The 18751-nt window shown below is 69.1% G+C and carries 16 protein-coding genes; 7 read left to right on the plus strand and 9 right to left on the minus strand.

Annotated features, from left to right (window positions below):
• Position 1: 1 nt before the first annotated feature.
• A complete protein-coding gene (locus tag IM25_RS14775; protein ID WP_033096701.1) occupies positions 2–1540 on the minus strand; it encodes an ATP-dependent DNA ligase in 1539 nt (512 codons plus the stop codon).
• Positions 1541–1674: 134 nt separating this feature from the next.
• Between IM25_RS14775 and ligD the strand changes: the two genes are divergently transcribed.
• Positions 1675–2613: a non-homologous end-joining DNA ligase gene (gene ligD / locus IM25_RS14780; RefSeq protein ID WP_033096476.1), complete on the plus strand. Its 939-nt coding sequence runs from the start codon at positions 1675–1677 to the stop codon at positions 2611–2613.
• Positions 2614–2651: 38 nt separating this feature from the next.
• Here the strand turns inward: ligD and IM25_RS14785 are convergent, their stop codons facing one another.
• The 5 genes from IM25_RS14785 to IM25_RS14805 all read right to left on the minus strand — a co-directional run bounded on the left by IM25_RS14785 (position 2652) and on the right by IM25_RS14805 (position 8300).
• Complete coding sequence (locus IM25_RS14785; protein ID WP_024100603.1) at positions 2652–3587, minus strand: D-isomer specific 2-hydroxyacid dehydrogenase family protein; 936 nt, start codon at positions 3585–3587, stop codon at positions 2652–2654.
• 49 nt (positions 3588–3636) lie between these two features.
• Positions 3637–4035, minus strand: coding sequence for an ectoine synthase (locus IM25_RS14790; protein ID WP_006551191.1), 399 nt, complete (start codon positions 4033–4035; stop codon positions 3637–3639).
• Between the two features lie 58 nt (positions 4036–4093).
• Entirely contained in the window at positions 4094–5383 is a 1290-nt protein-coding gene (ectB, locus tag IM25_RS14795; protein WP_006551192.1) for a diaminobutyrate--2-oxoglutarate transaminase, read from the minus strand.
• A 61-nt stretch (positions 5384–5444) separates the two neighbouring features.
• A complete protein-coding gene (ectA, locus tag IM25_RS14800; RefSeq protein ID WP_033096477.1) occupies positions 5445–5951 on the minus strand; it encodes a diaminobutyrate acetyltransferase in 507 nt (168 codons plus the stop codon).
• A gap of 216 nt (positions 5952–6167) precedes the next feature.
• Positions 6168–8300, minus strand: a complete 2133-nt coding sequence (locus tag IM25_RS14805) for a RecQ family ATP-dependent DNA helicase (protein WP_033096478.1) — start codon at positions 8298–8300, stop codon at positions 6168–6170.
• A 349-nt stretch (positions 8301–8649) separates the two neighbouring features.
• Here IM25_RS14805 and IM25_RS14810 point away from each other — a divergent pair, with 349 nt between their 5' ends.
• The gene (locus tag IM25_RS14810; protein ID WP_033096702.1) at positions 8650–10191 is read left to right on the plus strand and encodes an acetyl-CoA hydrolase/transferase family protein; all 1542 of its coding nucleotides are present in this window, start codon (positions 8650–8652) and stop codon (positions 10189–10191) included.
• A 75-nt stretch (positions 10192–10266) separates the two neighbouring features.
• On the opposite strand, the gene IM25_RS14815 is transcribed toward IM25_RS14810, so the two are convergent.
• The gene (locus tag IM25_RS14815; protein WP_024100608.1) at positions 10267–10881 is read right to left on the minus strand and encodes a DUF3515 domain-containing protein; all 615 of its coding nucleotides are present in this window, start codon (positions 10879–10881) and stop codon (positions 10267–10269) included.
• Between the two features lie 96 nt (positions 10882–10977).
• Here IM25_RS14815 and IM25_RS14820 point away from each other — a divergent pair, with 96 nt between their 5' ends.
• Genes IM25_RS14820 through IM25_RS14830 form a run of 3 tightly spaced genes read left to right on the plus strand, consistent with a single transcriptional unit; the run spans position 10978 to position 13254 of the window.
• Positions 10978–11949 (plus strand): thiamine-phosphate kinase, encoded by a 972-nt coding sequence (locus IM25_RS14820; protein WP_052039961.1) that lies wholly within the window; start codon positions 10978–10980, stop codon positions 11947–11949.
• 45 nt (positions 11950–11994) lie between these two features.
• Positions 11995–12522: a gamma carbonic anhydrase family protein gene (locus IM25_RS14825; protein ID WP_033096479.1), complete on the plus strand. Its 528-nt coding sequence runs from the start codon at positions 11995–11997 to the stop codon at positions 12520–12522.
• 3 nt (positions 12523–12525) lie between these two features.
• Positions 12526–13254: a uracil-DNA glycosylase gene (locus tag IM25_RS14830; RefSeq protein WP_052039962.1), complete on the plus strand. Its 729-nt coding sequence runs from the start codon at positions 12526–12528 to the stop codon at positions 13252–13254.
• Positions 13255–13276: 22 nt separating this feature from the next.
• Here the strand turns inward: IM25_RS14830 and IM25_RS14835 are convergent, their stop codons facing one another.
• Together IM25_RS14835 and rpmB are read right to left on the minus strand one after the other, a co-directional pair.
• Positions 13277–14092: an enoyl-CoA hydratase/isomerase family protein gene (locus IM25_RS14835; RefSeq protein WP_006551200.1), complete on the minus strand. Its 816-nt coding sequence runs from the start codon at positions 14090–14092 to the stop codon at positions 13277–13279.
• Between the two features lie 88 nt (positions 14093–14180).
• The gene (gene rpmB / locus IM25_RS14840; protein ID WP_006551201.1) at positions 14181–14372 is read right to left on the minus strand and encodes a 50S ribosomal protein L28; all 192 of its coding nucleotides are present in this window, start codon (positions 14370–14372) and stop codon (positions 14181–14183) included.
• 233 nt (positions 14373–14605) lie between these two features.
• Between rpmB and IM25_RS14845 the strand changes: the two genes are divergently transcribed.
• Together IM25_RS14845 and recG are read left to right on the plus strand one after the other, a co-directional pair.
• Complete coding sequence (locus IM25_RS14845; protein WP_033096480.1) at positions 14606–16294, plus strand: DAK2 domain-containing protein; 1689 nt, start codon at positions 14606–14608, stop codon at positions 16292–16294.
• Between the two features lie 45 nt (positions 16295–16339).
• Positions 16340–18631, plus strand: a complete 2292-nt coding sequence (recG, locus tag IM25_RS14850; RefSeq protein WP_033096481.1) for an ATP-dependent DNA helicase RecG — start codon at positions 16340–16342, stop codon at positions 18629–18631.
• Positions 18632–18751: the final 120 nt, after the last annotated feature.

Raw genomic sequence — 18751 nt, forward strand, 5'->3', positions numbered from 1 at the left:
TCTACGGTAGGCGGCTTCCGGGAACCGGTGCCGCGGGCAGCAGCGCGCGGACCGCATCGATGGTGTCGGCGTCGGCGGCCGACTTGTCGGGCCGGTACCGCAGCACCCGTGCGAAGCGCAGCGCCACCCCGCCCGGATAGCGGCTGCTCGTCTGCACTCCGTCGAGTTCGATCTCGACGACGATCGCGGGTCGCAGGTGGACGGTGTGCTCGTCGCGGTGTGTCTCGTGGCGTGGGAATTCCTCTGTCTGCCACTGCAGCAGCGCGTCGCTGAGTCCCTTGAACGTCTTCCCGACCATGATCGGCGGACCACCGTCGGGGTCGCGGGCACCGAGGTGCAGGTTGGACAGGAAGCCGGTGCGGCGCCCGTAACCCCATTCGGCGGCGAGCACCACGAGATCCAGGGTGTGCTCGGGTTTGACCTTCTGCCAGGCTCGGCCCCGGCGGCCGGCGGTGTAGGTCGATGTGAGCGACTTCACCATGACGCCCTCGTGGCCGTTGCCGAGCGAGTCACCGAGGTGCGCCTCGGCGCTGTCGGCGTCCGGAGCGACGAGCGCGGGGATGCGGTGCTCACCCGCGACGCGGGCGAGATGGTCGCGACGCACCGACAGCGGCTCGTCGAGCAGGTCGGCGCCGTCGAGGTGCAGGCAGTCGAAGAAGTACGGGTGGAGAAGCAGTTCGCGTTCGGAGCGGGCACCGAACCGGCTCATGGTCTCCTGGAACGGTCGGGGACGGCCGGCATCGGTGAGCGCGAGTGTCTCGCCGTCGAGCACGACACTGCGGCACGGCAGCGCCCGGACGAGTTCGACCAGTTCGGGGACCGATGCGGTGATGTCGCGCAGCGTGCGGGTGAAGATCCACACCGCGTCCTCGTGGCGGTGCACCTGGATGCGTGCACCGTCGAGTTTGTACTCCACGCTCACCGCCCCGTCGAACTCGATGAGTGCCGCCTCGAGCGACTCGGCGGGGGAGGCTAGCATCGGCCGGACCGGTCGGCCGAGCTCCAGGCCGAACTCCGCCAGCGCGTCGACACCACCCTCGAAGGCCGCCGCTGCGGCCTGCGCGAGTCGGCCCGACAACATCACCGCCCGACGGACCGGTTCGACGGGGAGACCGGCTGCCGCTGCGACCGCATCGGTCATCACCCCTTCGAGCGCGCCCTGCCGCAGCTCACCGCCGAGGAGCACGACGAGGAAACGCTGCTCGGCCTCGGTGGCCCGTCCGAACAGATCCAGGAGCAGTTGCTGCCGCGCGGCGGTGGATCCGGAACCGGAGATGCCGGCGAGGCGGTCGAGGAAGCCGGACACCTCGTCGACGTCGAGCACGGGATCGTCGGCGACCGGTGCGGAGAGGCCGGCGAGGGTGCGGAAACCGACACCCAGGCGACCCTGGGTCATCTCTCCGGACAACCATGAGACCACCGCTTCGACCTCGTGAGGTTCGGCGCGCCCGAGTAATTCCCGCAGCAGATCGATCTTGGTGCGTCGTGACCGTGTGGCGGCGACGGCGACGGAGGTGTCGACAACCGAGTGCAGCAACATCGCTTCGACGTTAGCGCCCGGACGTGCCACGCGGAGGAAATCGTGCGCCGGGGTGTATTTCCGCACGGGGTGGGAATCGAGAGGCCAGGATGGTGCACAGGACGCCTCCACGCAGGGAGGGACGGGAGACGCGGATGAGCAAGGACGCCGATGCAGTCGAACTCGACGTGGACGGTCGCACGGTGCGCATCTCGCACCCCGAGCGCGTGTACTTCCCCGAGATCGGGGCGACCAAGCTCGACCTCGCGAACTACTACCTGAGCGTGGGGGAGGGGATCGTCCGGGCACTCCGCGAACGGCCCTGCATGCTGCACCGGTTCCCCGACGGGCTCGAAGGGCGGAAGGTACACCAGAAGCGTTTGCCGCGCGGGGCTCCGGACTGGGTCGAGACCGTGCGGGTGCACTTCCCGCGCTACGACCGCGATGCCGACGAACTGTGCGTGACCCATCTCGCCGACGTCGTGTGGGCCGTGCAGATGTCCGCCGTGGAGTTCCATCCGTGGAACTCGCGGCGCAGCGACGTGGAGCGACCCGACGAGTGGAGGATCGACCTCGATCCGATGCCCGACTGCGATTTCGACCGGGTCCGGCGTGTCGCGAAGGTGGCGCACGAGGTGCTCGACGAACTCGGTGCCGTGGGCTGGCCGAAGACCTCGGGCGGCGACGGCCTGCACGTCTACGTCCGGATCGCGCCGGAATGGGAGTTCGACGACGTCCGAAGGGCCGCATGGGCTTTCGCGCGGGAGGTGGAACGACGCGCGCCCGGCGACGTGACGACGGCATGGTGGCGCAAGGAACGCGACCCGTCGGCGGTCTTCGTCGACTACAACCAGAACTCGCGCGACCACACGATCGCCAGTGCCTATTCGGTCCGCGGTGTGTCGGAGGCGACGATCTCCACTCCGGTGCGGTGGGAGGAGATCGACGACCTCGAACCGCGGGACTTCACGATCCGGACCGTGCCGAAGCGGTTCGAGGAACTCGGCGACCTGCACTCGGGTATCGACGACGCGGTCTTCTCCCTCGATCCGCTCCTGGAATGGGCGGAACGCGACGAGAAGCCGTCGGAGTGAGCCCTATGGCCCGGTAACGGTGGCCCGGTAGACGTGGCCTAGTAGCCGGCGCTGGGATCGACGACCCCGATCGGCACGAGGCCGGATGCGAAGCGTGTGACGTTCTCGATCACGTGCTCGAGATAGGCCGGGATGCGCAGCGGGGGTGGATTGGCGTCGTGGGGAGTGATCACGGCGTTGGGGAGCGTCCACAACGGATGATCCTCGGGGAGCGGTTCGGGATCGGTGACGTCGAGCCCTGCACCACCGATCGCGCCGGATCGGAGAGCGGCGACGAGGGCGTCGGTGTCGACGAGATCGCCCCGGGCGACGTTGACGACCCACGCCGTGGACTTCATCGCTGCGAGCTCGGTTGCGCCGACGAGCTGCTCGACGTCGAGAGTGGCCGTCGCGGAGATGACGAAATGATCTGCCAGAGGCCATATCTCGTCGATACGTTCGACGGGGAACGTCTCGATGGCTCCCGGCACGGGACGACCGCTGCGGGTGACGGCGAGCGCGCGCGCCCCCAGCGCGGCCAGCATCGGGATCAGCGCCCGGCCGACACCCCCGGCGCCGATGATCCCGACCGTCGCGCCGCGGAGGGTGCCGACGACCGGCGCGAGACTCTCGGGTGTCCACGAGGTGGCCGCCAGGTGCGCGGGCAGGGCCCGGACCCCGGCGAGCAGGAGCAGGAGCGCGTGCTCGGCGACGGTCGTGGAGTAGGCCGCGGCCGCCGACGTCCAGGTGACGCGAGGATGGGCCTTGACGACGCCCTGCGACAGCCAGTACTCGACACCGGCGGACGGTAGCTGCACCCAGCGGACGGAGGCGGGGAGGACCTCGGGGAAGTCCTGCGGCCCGGCCGTCCAGACGAGCGCGTCGGGGGTCTCCTCGAGTCCGCAGGGCACGCCGCCCCCGCCCGTGACCGCCCGTTCGAAACGGGGGTCGCGCTCGGGGCCGACAGCGATGCGGGGCGCACGCTCGGGAGTCATGGTCTCGACTCTAAGCGTCCGCCCCGCATCGGTCACGTGGTTACCGCGCTCAGGCGGGTTCGACGATCAACGGGTACACACCGTTCTCGTCGTGCACCTCACGGCCGGTGACCGGGGGATTGAAGACGCACAGCATGCGCATGCGCGTTTCGGGGAGCACGCGGTGACGCTCGTGTCCGTTGAGCAGGTACATCGTGCCCGGAGCGAGGTCGTACTCCACGTCGTTGTCGAGGTCCTGGAGCTTGCCGGTGCCCTCGACGAGCCACACGGCCTCGACGTGGTTGGCGTAGTGGAACTCGTTGACGGTGCCGGGTTCGATGGTGGTCTCGTGGAACGAGAAGCCCACCTTGTCGCCGGCGAGGACGATGCGCTTGCTGCGCCACTGGCCGTCCTCCGAGACGACGTCGCGCTCGGTGCCGGTGATCTCTTCTGTCGTACGAACGATCATGGGTGTCGAAAGTCCTTCTTCTGCAAGTCGGTTCGGAACGGGCGGAGCGGGGGACCGCTCAGGAACGGACCTTGGCGGTCGCTTCCGCCAGGATGTTCAGCCCGAACTCGAGTTCGTCGTCGGTGATGGTCAGCGGCGGCAGCAGCTTGACGACCTCGTCCGACGGACCGGAGGTCTCGGCGAGCAGACCCTCTTCGAAGGCCAGGGCGCAAACCTTGTCGGCGTCCTCCGGCTTGTCGAAGACCAGGCCCTGGACCAGGCCGCGGCCGCGGGTCGAGACGCCGTCGAACATGTCCGACAGGTTCATGAAGGTCTGACGGATGCGCTCGCCCTTGCGCAGGGTGTCGCGCTCGAGCTTGTCGTCGGCCCAGTAGTGCTCGAGGGCGGCAGCCGCCGTCACGAAAGCCGGGTTGTTGCCGCGGAAGGTGCCGTTGTGCTCGCCCGGGCCCCACACGTCGAGCTCACGCTTGAACAGGGTGAGCGCCAGCGGCATTCCGTATCCGCCGATCGACTTCGACAGGGTCACGATGTCGGGCGTGATGCCGGCGATCTCGAACGAGAAGAACGGGCCGGTGCGGCCGCAGCCCATCTGCACGTCGTCGACGATCAGCAGGATGTCGCGTTCCTTGCACAGGTCGGCCAGAGCGCGAAGCCACTCGGGGCGAGCAACATTCACGCCGCCTTCACCCTGCACGGTCTCGACGATGACCGCGGCCGGACGGTTCAGGCCGCTGCCCGCGTCGTCGAGGACGCGCGAGAACCACTGGAAGTCCTCGGTGACGCCGTTGAAGTAGTTGTCGAACGGCATCGGCGTGGCGTGGACGAGGGGGATACCCGCGCCGGCGCGCTTCATCGAGTTACCGGTCACCGACAGCGCACCCAGGGTCATGCCGTGGAAAGCGTTGGTGAAGTTGATGATCGACTCGCGACCGGTCACCTTGCGGGCGAGCTTGAGCGCCGCCTCGACGGCGTTCGTGCCGGTCGGGCCGGGGAACTGGACCTTGTAGTCCAGGCCGCGCGGCGCGAGCACGTGCGACTCGAAGGTCTCGAGCAGCTTGCGCTTGGCGACGGTGTACATGTCGAGGCCGTGGGTGACGCCGTCGCTCATGATGTAGTCGACCAGGGCCGACTTGAGAACCGGATTGTTGTGGCCGTAGTTCAGGGCTCCGGCGCCCGCGAAGAAGTCGAGGTAGTCCTTGCCGTCCTCGCTGCGCAGCCAGGATCCCGATGCCTTGTCGAAAACGGCGGGCCAGCCGCGGCTGTAACTCCGGACCTCGGATTCGAGGTGCGAGAAAATCGCAGTATCGGGCTTACTGGTGGTCTCGGGCTTGTTTTCCAGGATGGTCATGTCGTGGTCCTCCTGTGATTATTCGAAAATTATGAAGATGTCGTGCGCACACGCGCTGCGATCATTCGCCGATGGTGTAGAGATCCTCGGCCAGATGTGAATCGGGGAAATCGTCGGGCGCGAACAACTCGGTGCGAGTGATATGCGTTCCGCGGCGACGCGCGAGAGCGGTGAACATTGCGATCGACGCTTCGTTGTCGGGACTCACCGTCGTTTCCAGACGGGTCACGCCGAGCGGCTCGAGTCGGTCGAGCAGAGCGTCGAGCATACGGCCGGCCACTCCACGTCCACGCTGGTCTGCGTCGACTGCCACCTGCCAGACGAACAGGGTGTTCGGGGAGTCGGGACGGCGGTAGCCGGTCACGAATCCCACGGGGTGATCGGTGTCGTCCGTTGCGACGACCGATGTGTCGGTGAAATCGCGACACCACAACACATATGCGTAACCGGAATTGACGTCGAGAACCTGCGAATCACGCGCGATCTGCCAGAGTCGTCTACCGTCGGCGATACGCGGACGCCGGAATTCGATTGCAGCCGGCTCACTACCGGACTCGGTGGCGGCCACCTCCGAAGAGGTGGTCGCGGTATTCGATTCAGCCGAGTCGGGGGTCGGGGTACTTCTTTCCTTGACGGGCCTCATATGTCCTTTCAACCTAACAACTTCCGGTGTCGAGATCACGCCCGTGTCCGGAATCGGGATCGGAACCCTGTGGTCCGTGCAGGTCGAGCGCATGTTGTGATGCCGGTCACAAACATGTTACGTCGGTCCTCCTCGTGGCGATTACTTCGGGCTCGCGAGTGCGTACGGCAACACCGCGTCGGCTCCCGCGGCGACGAGAGTTCTCGCCGCCATCGTGAACGTCCAGCCGGTGTCGGTCACCGCATCGACGAGAAGGATCGGACCACTCGACCCGAGGTTGTCGGGTCGCTCCCACGCATCGATCAGTGCGGCGACCCGATATGCCGAGTTCGCTGCCGTCGGCTCCGTATTCCCGCTTCGGCGTCGCAATACACCTAGATCTCGTAATCGTCCGATTTGTGCCAATCGGAACGCGAGTGACTCGACGAGCAGGGGATGTGTGGGGGAGTCCATGGCCATGACGGCGGTGGGCCGCTCCTCCCAGTCCCACGCGGCGAGCACCGCGATCGACGCGTCGACCACCGCCTTCGGCACCTCGCGGTCCGGCCCGTCGAGCAGTTCGCGCAGTCGCGGTCCCCATCCCAGATCCGACAACCGGCCCAGTACGCGCCCCGGGCGCGGACCGTCCGTGATCCGGCCCGACAGCGCGATCCCGAGGGTCGACATCCCCGTGGGCCACTGCCGGCGCGGCGGCAGATCGACGCCGGGGCGTTCGAGGCGGGCGCGGGTCCGGGCGACCTCGTCGTCGCCGACGGACGTCTCCCACCGGGACCCGATGCAGTTGTCGCACCGGCCGCAGCCGGTGCCTGCAGCGTCGAGATCGGGGTCGTCGAGCTGCCGGCGGAGGAAGACCATGCGGCACTCGGTGGTGCGCTCGTATTCGAGCATCGCCTCCTGTTCCGCGGCGCGGGCCTCCTCGAGGCGCCCGTAGCGCTCCTCGTCGTACACCCAGGGCTGCCCGGTGGCGATCCAGCCGCCCTTGACCCTCTTCACCGCTCCGTCGACGTCGAGGACCTTGAGGACCATCTCCAGGCGGGAGCGCGTGAGGTCGACCCGCGGTTCGAGCGCGGGTGTCGATACCGGCCGTTCGGTATCGAGCGCTGCGATCACACGGCGTACGAGTGCCTCGTCCGGGAAGGCGACCGAGGCGAACCACTGCCAGATCCGGCGGTCCTCCGGGCCGGGGAGCAGAACCACCTCGGCGCGTTCGGTGGAGCGACCCGCACGCCCGACCTGCTGGTAGTAGGAGATCGGGGACGAGGGAGCGCCGAGGTGCACCACGAAGCCGAGGTCGGGTTTGTCGAAGCCCATGCCGAGCGCCGAGGTCGCGACGAGCGCCTTGACCTTGTTGTCGAGCAGATCGGCCTCGAGCTGTTCGCGCTCGGTCGGTTCGGTCTGTCCGGTGTACGCGGCCACCGCGTAACCGTGGTCGGCGAGCAGCGCGGCGAGGTCGCGGGCGGCGGAGACCGTCAGCGCGTACACGATGCCCGAGCCCGGCAGATCCTTCAGATGTTGCGCGAGCCATGCTGCGCGTCGTGCCGGTTCGTCGATCCGCACCACCGACAGGTGCAGCGACGGACGGTCGAGGCCGCCGCGCAGCACGAGCGTGCCGTCGGAGCCGGCATTGCTGCTTCTACCGAGGTCGCTGCCTCCGCCGACACCGAGCTGGGCGGCGATGTCGGCGACCACCCGGTCGTTGGCGGTCGCGGTCGTCGCCAGGACCGGGATGTCGTCGCCGAGTTCGGCGACGAGGGTGCGGATGCGGCGGTAGTCGGGCCGGAAGTCGTGACCCCAGTCCGACACGCAGTGCGCCTCGTCGACGACCACCAATCCGGCGTCGCGGGCGAGGGAGGGCAAGACCTGGTCGCGGAAGTCGGGGTTGTTGAGGCGTTCGGGGCTGACGAGGAGGACGTCGACCTCACCCGCCGCGATCCGCTCGTGGATCGCCGCCCATTCCGTCACGTTGCCGGAGTTGATGGTCGCGGCGTGGACGCCCGCCCGCTCGGCGGCCGCGACCTGGTTGCGCATCAGGGCGAGCAGCGGCGAGACGATCACCGTGGGACCGCGGCCCTGCCGGCGCAGCAGTTTGGCGGAGATGAAGTAGACGGCCGACTTTCCCCAGCCTGTGCGCTGGACGACGAGGGCGCGGCGACGGTGTACCACGAGCGCCTCGATCGCGACCCATTGGTCGGCGCGGAGCCGGGCATCGGGGCCTGCCAGCTCGCGGAGGAGGTGCTCGGCATCGTCGCGCAACAGGTCGGTGGAGTTCGTCATGCTGCAATCGTGCCCGACGACGTTCCGTCACTGCGACGGTGAACGGTTCTCCGGGGGCGGCGAACGGTACTGACGCGGCGGCGAACGGGGATACCGTAGAGATGGCGACGGAGTGGCTCTCACGAAAGAGGGTGGCACCCAGTGTCAGTCGGCGTGGCAGAGATCATGATGTAAAAGCTTGCGAAACAACAACTTCCGATTGCATCGATCTTGGAGTGCGACTCGTGGCACTCTGTGTCCGAAGTGGTGACGGCGATCGCTGCTCCGGACCGAGTGTGATGAGCGGATCATCCGCGCCGCTATGGTCGTCGTCATGTACGCAGCCCTTTCATCCCCCGCAGCGCCGTCTGTGGAGTCGGTCGTCGTGACCCCGGCCGAGGCTCGGGTACGTCATGAGACCTACCGCAAGAAGATCGTGTCGGCTCAGGACGCCGTCCAGTGGATTCGCCCCGGCGACACGGTCGCCATCAGCGGCTTCGCCAGCGCAGGCACCCCGAAGGCAGTGACCCCGGCCCTCGCCGAACACATCCGGCGCACGCGGGCGACCGGCGGCGACTTCCGGATCAACCTGCTCACCGGAGCGTCGGTGGCCTCCGACACCGAGCGCATGCTCGCCGACGTCGACGGAATCGCGCTGCGTATGCCGTACCAGGCAGAGCCCACCGCCCGAGGGCGGATCAACGAAGGCCGGATGGACTACGTCGACATACACCTGTCGCACGTCGCCCAGCAGGTCTGGGAGGGCTACTACGGACACATCGACGTCGCCGTCGTCGAGATCTCCGGCATCACGGAGACGGGCGAGCTGATCCCCGCCACGTCCATCGGTAACAACAAGACCTGGCTCGACGTCGCCGAGAAGGTGATCCTCGAGGTCAACTCGTGGATCCCCGCCGCCATGGACGGCGTGCACGACGTCTACTACGGCACCGCGCTTCCCCCGAACCGTCGTCCGATCGACCTCACCGACGTCGAGGACCGCATCGGCCAGCCCTACTTCCGGATCGATCCGGAACGCGTCGTCGCGGTCGTCGAGACCGACCGTCCCGACAGCGCCACCGCGCTCACGGCGCCCGACGCCACCAGCCGGGCCATCGCCGACCACGTCCTCGACTTCTTCGCGCACGAGGTCGCCGCGGGACGGCTGCCCGCCGACACGCTGCTTCCGCTGCAGTCGGGTGTCGGCAACGTCGCCAACGCCGTTCTCGCCGGTCTCGACAGCGGACCGTACCGGGGGCTGACCTGCTACTCGGAGGTCATCCAGGACGGCATGCTCGACCTCGTCAAACACGGCACCGTCCGGTTCGCCTCGGCGACTTCCCTCGCACTGTCCGAAGCGGGGCTGAACGACTTCGTCGAGAACATCGACTTCTACCGCGACCACATCATGTTGCGGCCGCAGGAGATCAGCAACCACCCCGAGATCGTCCGCCGACTCGGCATCATCGCCATGAACGGCATGCTCGAAGCCGACGTGTACGGCAACGTCAACTCCACCCACGTGATGGGCACCCGCATCATGAACGGCATCGGTGGCTCCGGCGACTTCGCGCGCAACGGCTACCTGTCGATGTTCCTGAGCCCGTCGACGGCCCGCGACGGCGCGATCTCGTCGATCGTCCCGATGGTGCCGCACGTCGACCACACCGAGCACGACGTGCAGGTCATCGTGACCGAACAGGGTCTCGCCGATCTGCGCGCACTGTCCCCCCGCCGTCGGTCGCGGGTCGTCGTGGAGCGCTGCGCGCATCCCGACTACCGCGCCGAACTGCTCGACTACATCGAGCGCGCAGAAGCCACCCCCGGAGCAGGTCACACCCCGCACCTGCTCGGTGAGGCGTTCTCCTTCCACGAGCGCTACCAGCGCACGGGGACCATGCACGCGTCCTGATCGACGCGGCGACGAACACGGTCGGCCCCGGCACCACACCACGGTGCCGGGGCCGACCTTTCTCGTCCGTCCGGCTCAGCGGATCGGCGCCGGATCGATCTCCTGCTGCGGGAGCGCCGCGGAGATCGTCGCCGTGATGTCCTGCAGCGGGGTCGGCCCGGATCCGTCGGGCACGGTCAAGGCCACGTAGACCGGACGGTCGACGGCGAACCACGTACTCGCCGGGATGCCCTGCTCGGCGCCCGACACCTCGAACCACTGCACGTCGTCGATCACCTGCAGCGCCGCCGCTCGGTCGAACTGGTCGGGCCGGTCGAGACCGCAACGCAGGACGACCTCCTCGCCGTCGTCCGACTGCCAGGCCGCAGCACCCACCGGTGCCGGATCGGCCAGTTCGGCGCGCGTGTAGTCGCCGAGCTCCTCCGGCAGCGCGTCGAGCAACTGCGAGCAGGATTCGGATTCCGCCTCCGGAGCGGGCACGGGACCGAGACCCACGGGTGTATTCACTGGTGACTGCGACACGATCACGGCCGCCACCACCACTCCGACCAGCAGGGCGACGGGCAGTGCGATCGCCGTGGCGATCAGAGCGGGACTGCGTCGCATCCCGTCCGATCCGGGTGCCTCGACGGGGGCGTCGTCGGAAGGTTCGCGATCGGAAGCAGAGGTGTCGTTCATCGTGTCCAGCATCCGGGCTCGGGGACAGGGGGCGGTAGCGTGATCGAACGTAGCAGGGCACGTGCCGGCTCTCTCCCACCGCCGACCGAGAAAGAGGCGACCGTCACCGTGACGAACCCGAGCGGACCCACCGTCGCCGACATCGGCGAATTCCCAGTGATCGAGCGCGCGGTGAGAGCACGGCGGCAACCCGACAGCACACTCGTCGGGCCGGGCCACGACGCAGCGGTCGTGACAGCATCCGACGGGCGCATCGCGATCTCGACCGACATGCTGGTCGAAGGACGTCACTTCCGGTTCGACTGGTCGAGCCCGGAAGAGGTCGGACGCAAGGCGGTCGCCCAGAACGGAGCCGATGTCGCCGCGGTCGGCGCCCGCCCCACGGCCTTCGTCGTCGGCCTCGGTTGTCCGCCCGAGACTCCCGTCGCCGTGCTCGACGGCATCTCGGCGGGCATCGGGGAGGCTGCGGAGGAGATCGGCGCCGGAGTCGTGGGAGGCGATCTCGTGCAAGCGGGTCAGGTGATCGTCTCGGTCACCGTGCTCGGCGAACTCGACGGACGGCCACCGCTGCTCCGCTCCACCGCCTGCCCCGGCGACGTCGTCGCCCTCGCCGGTCGCATCGGTCGTTCCGCGGCGGGGCTGGCCCTACTGCTGGCCGGCAACCGGAACTTCCCCGAACTCGTCGCGGCGCATCGTGTGCCCACTCCGCCCTACGCCGCAGGTCCTGCAGCGGCCGCAGCAGGCGCCCACGCATGCACCGACATCTCCGACGGTCTCGTCGCCGATCTCGAGCACATCTGCACGGCTTCGGAGGTCGCGATCGACCTCGACTCCGGTGCGCTCGCTCCCGACACGCAACTCCGCGAGACCGGTCGGGTGCTGGCGGCCGACCCGTGGGAGTGGATCCTCACCGGCGGCGAGGACCATGCCCTCGCAGCGTGCTTCCCTCGCGAGGTCGCACTGCCGGACGGATGGCGGCCGATCGGCGTGGTCCTGGAAGGCTTCGGCGTCACCGTCGACGGGCAGCGCCGCGACGGATCCGGAGGCTGGGAGAGCTTTGCGGCGGGCGCTGGGCACTAGGGCGACCACTTCGGGTGGGGTTCGCTCGAGATAGGTTCTGCAGTCATGGCTGTCTACGCACTCGGCGAGCGTGTCCCCGATATCCATCCCGACGCGTGGGTTCACCCCGACGCGGTCGTGATCGGCAACGTCACCCTCGGTGCCGGTGCCTCCGTGTGGCCCTCGGCGGTGCTGCGCGGGGACTACGGCACGATCACCGTGGGGGAGAAGACCAACATCCAGGACGGCACGATCATCCACTGCACCGCGATCGAGGCCACCGTCATCGGCGCGCGGTGCGTCGTCGGGCACAACGCGCACATCGAGGGCTCCACGATCGGTGACGGCGCGCTGATCGGCTCGGGTTCGCTCGTCCTCAACGGATCGGTCATCGGCGCCGGAGCGCAGGTCGCCGCCGGCGCCCTGATCCCACCGCGCTTCGAACTTCCGCCCCGCCGCATGGCGATGGGCATCCCCGCGAAGGTCCGCGAGGGCTACGAGATCCCCGAGAACGAATTCGACCCCAACGCCGAGATGTATGCGGCGAACGCCGCCTACTACCGGACCGCTCTCCGCCGCATCGACCAGGAGTGACAGGTGGCCGACACCGTCGACACACAGTCCGCGGACGGGGGAGCGGACGAGCCCCGTGCCGGTCGGCCCCTGTCCGAACTCGTCGACCCGGGCTGGGCGCGAGCACTCGAACCCGTCGCAGGTGACATCACCGCGATGGGGCAGTTCCTCCGCGCCGAACTCGCCGCGGGCCGCAGTTACCTGCCGTCCGGTCCGAACGTGCTGCGTGCCTTCACACAGCCGTTCGAGTCCGTCCGCGTCCTGATCGTCGGGCAGGATCCCTATCCCACTCCGGGTCACGCTGTGGGACTGAGCTTCTCGGTGGCTCCGGCCGTCCGGCCGATCCCGCGCAGTCTCGCCAACATCTACCGCGAGTACACCGACGATCTCGGTCTGCCGCAGCCCTCCACGGGCGACCTGTCGCCGTGGACCGAGCACGGTGTCCTGTTGCTCAACCGGGTCCTCACCGTCGCGCCGGGCCAGCCGGCCTCGCACCGCGGCAAGGGCTGGGAGGCCGTCACCGAGCAGGCGATCCGCGCGCTGGTCGCGCGCGGTACCCCGCTCGTCGCGATCCTGTGGGGCCGCGACGCGGCGACCCTCGAACCCATGCTCGGTGGTGTGCCCACCGTGAAGTCGGCGCACCCGTCCCCGCTGTCGGCCTCACGCGGATTCTTCGGGTCGCGTCCGTTCAGCCGCGCGAACGCCCTGCTCGTCGAGCAGGGCGGCGAACCGGTGGACTGGCGACTGCCCTGACCACCGATCCGCCGCCGGGATGTCAGGCGCGGGCCGAATCCCAGTCCGGACGCCGCTTGGCGACGAAGGCGTCGACACCCTCGATACCCGTGGGCGTCGTCGCGGCCGCGGAGATCGAGGCGGCTTCGGCATCGAGGTGGTCGGACAGCGATCGTCCGGCCGAGCCCGCCACGAGCGAGCGGATGGCGGCGTAGGACTGCGTGGGGCCGTGCGCGAGGGTTCGTGCGAGTCGCAACCCTTCGCTTTGGATCTCGCCGTCGGCGACGAGCCGGCTGAGCAGACCCAGGCGCACGGCTTCGTCGGCGCCGATCACGGCGTCGGTCATGATGATCTCCCGTGCCCGCGACGGGCCGACGATCCGCGGCAGGGTCCACGACATGCCGCCGTCGGGGGAGAAGCCGATCGACGGGTACGCGGCGCGCATCTTCGTGCCGGGGCCGGCGAGCGCGATGTCGGCGAGCAGCGCCAGGCTCATGCCGGCGCCGGCGGCCCAGCCGTGCACGGCGGCGACGACCGGCACGGCCGCCTTCTCCAGTGCGCGCACGAAGTCATGGAAAAGGTTCGCGATCTCGAGCAGGTGGGCGCCACGGTCCTCGGCCGCGGCGAATCCGTGGACGTTGCCGCCCGCGCAGAAGTTCGCACCCTCACCGACGAGCAGCACGGCGCCGATCTCCGGGCCTGCCGCACGCAGGGCTGCGATGCCCTGCTCCATCCCTGCGGGGGACAGGGAGGTGCCGTGCTCGGAGGTCGCCACGGCGATCCGCAGGACGCGGTCCTCCACGCTCACCAGTGAACGGAGAGAGTCGCTGTCGGGGAAGGAAACTTGGTTCTCGGTCATTCCCGCACGATATCGGGCCGCAGGATCGAACGGCGAAGGCCCCCTGCGCAATCAGCGCAGGGGGCCTTCGCGACGACTCGACCGGGAATCAGCCGCGGACGACCTTGCCGGCCTTGAGGCAGGAGGTGCACACGTTCATCTTGCGGGTGTTGCCCGGTGCAACCTGAGCGCGCACGCTCTGGATGTTCGGGTTCCAGCGACGGTTGGTACGCCGGTGCGAGTGCGAGACCGACTTCCCGAAGCCGGGGCCCTTGGCGCATACGTCGCAGACGGCAGCCATGTCGCGAACTCCTTGTGTCTAGTGGATAGATCTTCTGTCTGTTGTTTCGCCTTGCGAACACGGGGAACGAGCCGCCCGTGCGAGGCAACCCGGCAAGCTTAGCGAACTCGAGGGCGGTTGGCCAAACCGGACGGTGCGACGACTCGCGGCTAACCTGTTCGCCAGGGCTCGGCACCGTGCGCAACGGTACCGATCGCAGAGGTGGACGATGCTCGCAGGACGAGGCGAAGGGGGTGGAATCGTTGCTCGGAGCCGAGGACACGGTGGACGGGCGGGCGCTGCGCCGGTGGGTCGAGTTCGGTGTGGAAGCGCTCGAACAGCGCCGAGCGGAGATCAACTCGCTCAACGTCTTCCCGGTGCCCGACGGGGACACCGGAAACAATCTGCTGATCACCCTGCAGGCCGCGGCGGCCCGGATCGGCGGGCCCGTGGACGGCGCGCTCACCGCATCCGACGTCGCCGAAGGGCTCGCGCGTGGTGCCTTCGCCGGGGCGCGGGGCAATTCCGGGATCATCCTGGCACAGGCACTGCGCGGTCTCGCCGACGCGATCGCGGGACTGACGACGGTCGGCGCCCGGGACCTCGCCGCCGCCTTCTCCAACGCCGCGACGCTCGTGACCGGAGCGCTCAGCGCACCCGCGAAGGGCACCATCGTCAGCGTCCTCGAAGCTGCGGCCGAGGGCGCGACCCGCGTCGCCTCGGAGACGGATGCGACCGTGTGCGATGTCGCCGTCGCGAGTGCCGACGCCGCCGCCGACGCGCTGCAGCGCACCACCACCCAGCTCGACGTCCTCGCCGAGGCAGGGGTCGTCGACGCCGGCGGCCTCGGCCTGCTCGTGCTGCTCGACTGCCTGGTGGAGGTCACCACCGGAATACGGCCCGATCGCCGGATGGTGCTCGCCGGCACCTCGCGGCCTGTCGTCGAACCCGAGATCGTCGACGAACGTCACGACAGCGACCAGCAGGAGTACGAAGTGATGTATCTCGTCGGGAATTCCGACGACGCGCGCATGGATGCCTTGAGGTCCTCCCTCGACGCGCTCGGCGACTCGGTCGCGATCGTGTCCGGGGGATCGGGGTGCTGGTCCGTTCACGTGCACTGCTGCGAGCCCGGAGCTGCCGTGGAGGCCGGTCTCGCGGCGGGGTCGCTGAGCCGCATCGACATCACGTGCTTCGCGCTCGAGTCCGCGCGTCGCGGGTGCGGCGACGGTCCCGTGGCGCTGGGCACGGCTCCCGCCCGGGTCCGTGCCGAGTCGGCGGAGGAACAGTCCCGGGCGGTCCTCGCAGTGGTGGGCGGCGAGGGCGCGGCCGAACTGTTCGAGGCGGAGGGTGCCCGGGTGCTGCGGGCCGAGGAGATCTCAGCCCCGGACGAACTGCTCGAGGCGATCCGGGCACTGCCGAGCCGGGACGTCCTGGTGCTGCCCAACGGTGCGCTCTCCGCGCAGGACGTCGTCGCCGTGGGCGCCCGGGCGCGGCGGGACGACCGTGACGTGATGTTCCTGCCGTCCTCCTCCGTCGTCCAGGGGCTGGCCTCGTTGGCCGTGCACGATCCGATGCGCGCGACGGTCGACGACGCCTTCGCGATGTCGGAGGCGGCGTCGTGCGTGCGCTGGGGATCGCTGCGGTACGCGAACGAACGCGCGCTGACCTGGGTCGGAACGTGCGAGCCCGGCGACAGTCTCGGACTGGCCGGCCATGATGTCGTAGTGATCGAGCATGATCTGGTGACAGCGGGAGCGTCGCTGCTCGACAGGATTCTCGCCGCGGGCGGCGAGCTCGTGACGATGCTGGTCGGCGCCGACGCCCCCGACGGACTCGTCGAGCAACTGGCCGCCCACCTCGATCGCCGTCACCCGGAGATCGACGTGGTGGTCTACCAGGGCGGTCAGCGCGGCGACCTGCTGCAGCTGGGCGTCGAGTAGCCGGTGCGCCGCGAGGCCACCGCAGGAGTAGCGGAAGGGACGGCAGTGGCGACACTCGCGGACCGGCTCGATCATGTCCTCGGCCGCAAGACGGCGGACGCCTTGCACGACGCGTTCGGGATGACCACCGTCGAGGATCTACTGAGGCACTATCCGCACCGCTACGCCACCCAGGGCGCCGAACTCGGCGAGAGCCAGCCCGCGGAGGGCCAGCACATCACGATCATCGCGCGGGTCGAGTCGGCGCAGGAGGTGCCGATGAAATCCCGCGCCGGCAAACGCCTCGCGGTGCGGTTGCGCTCCGATCGCCACAGCATCGACGTCACCTTCTTCAACCCGCACCGGGTCAAGCACAACATCAAGCCCGGCGTGCGCGCGATGTTCTCCGGCACCGTGAAGTACTTCCGCGACAAGTGGAGCCTGACCCATCCGAGCTATCTCGTGCTGCCCGAACCGCGCGACGCCGAGGACCTGGTCTCGGCGACCCCCGCGCGGGTGCGGGGCGCCGGCGCCCTGGCGGGTCTCGCCCGCACCGCGCAGGACGGATCGGGAGTCGACATGTCGGTCTTCGACCGCGCGCTGATCCCGATGTACCGCGCGACCCGCGAGGTCGAGTCGTGGACCGTCATGCGCTGCGTGCGGCAGGTGCTCGACCAGCTCGACCACGTCGACGATCCGCTGCCCGAGTGGGTGCGCGACGAGCACGGCTTCGTGGGCCTCGACGAGGCGCTCCGCTCGATCCACCTGCCCGACACGAAGCAGGAGATCGACCGGGCACGCGACCGTCTGCGGTTCGACGAGGCCGCCGCGGTGCAGCTCGTGCTCGCCGGACGCCGGCACGACGTCGAGGTGCGGTCGGCGCCGTCCTGCCCGCGCCGCGAGGGCGGGATCGCCGACGAGTTCGACCGGCGGCTGCCCTTCGAACTGACGGCCGGGCAGCTCTCGGTGGCCGACGAGATCGCGGCCGATCTCGCACGCGAACACCCCATGAACCGGCTGCTCCAGGGCGAGGTCGGTTCCGGCAAGACCATCGTGGCGCTACGGGCGATGCTGCAGGTGATCGACTCCGGTCGGCAGTGCGCGTTGCTCGCACCCACCGAGGTGCTCGCGGCGCAGCACGCGCGCTCGCTCACGAAGATGCTGGGCGATCTCGCCGCGGCGGGCGAACTCGGCGCTCACGAACTCGCGACCCGCGTGACCCTGCTGACCGGCTCGATGGGGGTCGCACGCAAGCGGGCCGCGCTCAACGAGGCGGTGACGGGCGATGCCGGCATCGTCATCGGCACGCACGCGCTGATCGAGGACACGGTGCAGTTCTTCGACCTCGGCCTGGTGGTGATCGACGAGCAGCACCGCTTCGGTGTCGAACAGCGCGACGCACTGCGCTCGCGGGGTCGCGACGGCGCGTCCCCGCACGTGCTGGTGATGACCGCAACACCCATCCCGCGCACCATCGCGATGACGGTGCTCGGCGACCTCGAGGTCTCGACCCTGCGCGAACTCCCCAGAGGACGGTCGCCGATCGTCAGCCGCGTGGTGCCGGCGAAGGTGCATCCGAAGTGGGTCGACCGCGCGTGGGAACGCATCCGCGAGGAGGTCGCCGAGGGGCGGCAGGCCTACGTGGTGTGTTCCCGCATCGGCGACGGCGATTCCGACGACGACGCGCTCTTCGATCCGGACGGGCCCGAGCCGTCGGGATCGGGGAAGGGTAAGCAGGCCCCGCCCGAAACCGTCTCTGTGCTCGAGCAGTTCGAGTTCCTCACTTCCGGTCCGCTGCGGGATCTGAGGGTGGGGCTGCTGCACGGTCGCCTCCCCGGCGACGAGAAGGACGCGGTGATGCAGGCCTTCAATGCCGCGGAGCTCGACGTGCTCGTGTGCACGACCGTCGTCGAGGTCGGTGTCGACGTGCCGAACGCGACCGTGATGGTGATCGTCGATGCCGACCGGTTCGGTGTCAGCCAGTTGCACCAGCTGCGGGGTCGCGTCGGTCGTGGCGGCCATCAGGGCCTGTGCCTGCTCGTGACCGACGCGAAGCCCGCGACCCCGACGATGATGCGGCTCGAGGCCGTCGCCGGCACCACCGACGGGTTCGAACTCGCCCAGCTCGACCTGCAGTTGCGCCGGGAGGGCGACGTCCTCGGCGTCGCCCAGTCCGGCACCGTGTCGACGCTGCGGTTACTCTCGCTCGTCGACGACGCCGACGTCATCGAGGCGGCTCGCGACTTCTCCCGGACGGTGACGGAGAAGGATCCTGGCCTCGAACACCACCCGGGGCTCGCAAGCATGGTGCGGGCCGCGCTCGACGCCGAGCGCGTGGCCTATCTCGACAAGTCCTGAGTTACGTTCCGTACACCGTGCCGCAGAACCCGCGGTGAGGTTTCGGTGGCCGTGCCCGGCATGTTGACGCCGTGTTACGACGGGGCCGACTGCATCGTTCCAGTCGTGCCATCCGGGCGC

The sequence above is a fragment of the Rhodococcus sp. p52 genome (assembly GCF_000763325.2).
In the GTDB taxonomy this organism is placed as follows: Bacteria; Actinomycetota; Actinomycetes; order Mycobacteriales; family Mycobacteriaceae; genus Rhodococcus; species Rhodococcus pyridinivorans.

Bases quoted from the DNA above. Each gene is read 5' to 3' on its own strand.
- IM25_RS14775 (WP_033096701.1), bottom strand. From the start codon at position 1,540: ATGTTGCTGCACTCGGTTGTCGACACCTCCGTCGCCGTCGCCGCCACA.
- ligD (WP_033096476.1), top strand. From the start codon at position 1,675: ATGAGCAAGGACGCCGATGCAGTCGAACTCGACGTGGACGGTCGCACG.
- IM25_RS14785 (WP_024100603.1), bottom strand. From the start codon at position 3,587: ATGACTCCCGAGCGTGCGCCCCGCATCGCTGTCGGCCCCGAGCGCGAC.
- IM25_RS14790 (WP_006551191.1), bottom strand. From the start codon at position 4,035: ATGATCGTTCGTACGACAGAAGAGATCACCGGCACCGAGCGCGACGTC.
- ectB (WP_006551192.1), bottom strand. From the start codon at position 5,383: ATGACCATCCTGGAAAACAAGCCCGAGACCACCAGTAAGCCCGATACT.
- IM25_RS14805 (WP_033096478.1), bottom strand. From the start codon at position 8,300: ATGACGAACTCCACCGACCTGTTGCGCGACGATGCCGAGCACCTCCTC.
- IM25_RS14815 (WP_024100608.1), bottom strand. From the start codon at position 10,881: ATGCTGGACACGATGAACGACACCTCTGCTTCCGATCGCGAACCTTCC.
- IM25_RS14825 (WP_033096479.1), top strand. From the start codon at position 11,995: ATGGCTGTCTACGCACTCGGCGAGCGTGTCCCCGATATCCATCCCGAC.
- IM25_RS14835 (WP_006551200.1), bottom strand. From the start codon at position 14,092: ATGACCGAGAACCAAGTTTCCTTCCCCGACAGCGACTCTCTCCGTTCA.
- rpmB (WP_006551201.1), bottom strand. From the start codon at position 14,372: ATGGCTGCCGTCTGCGACGTATGCGCCAAGGGCCCCGGCTTCGGGAAG.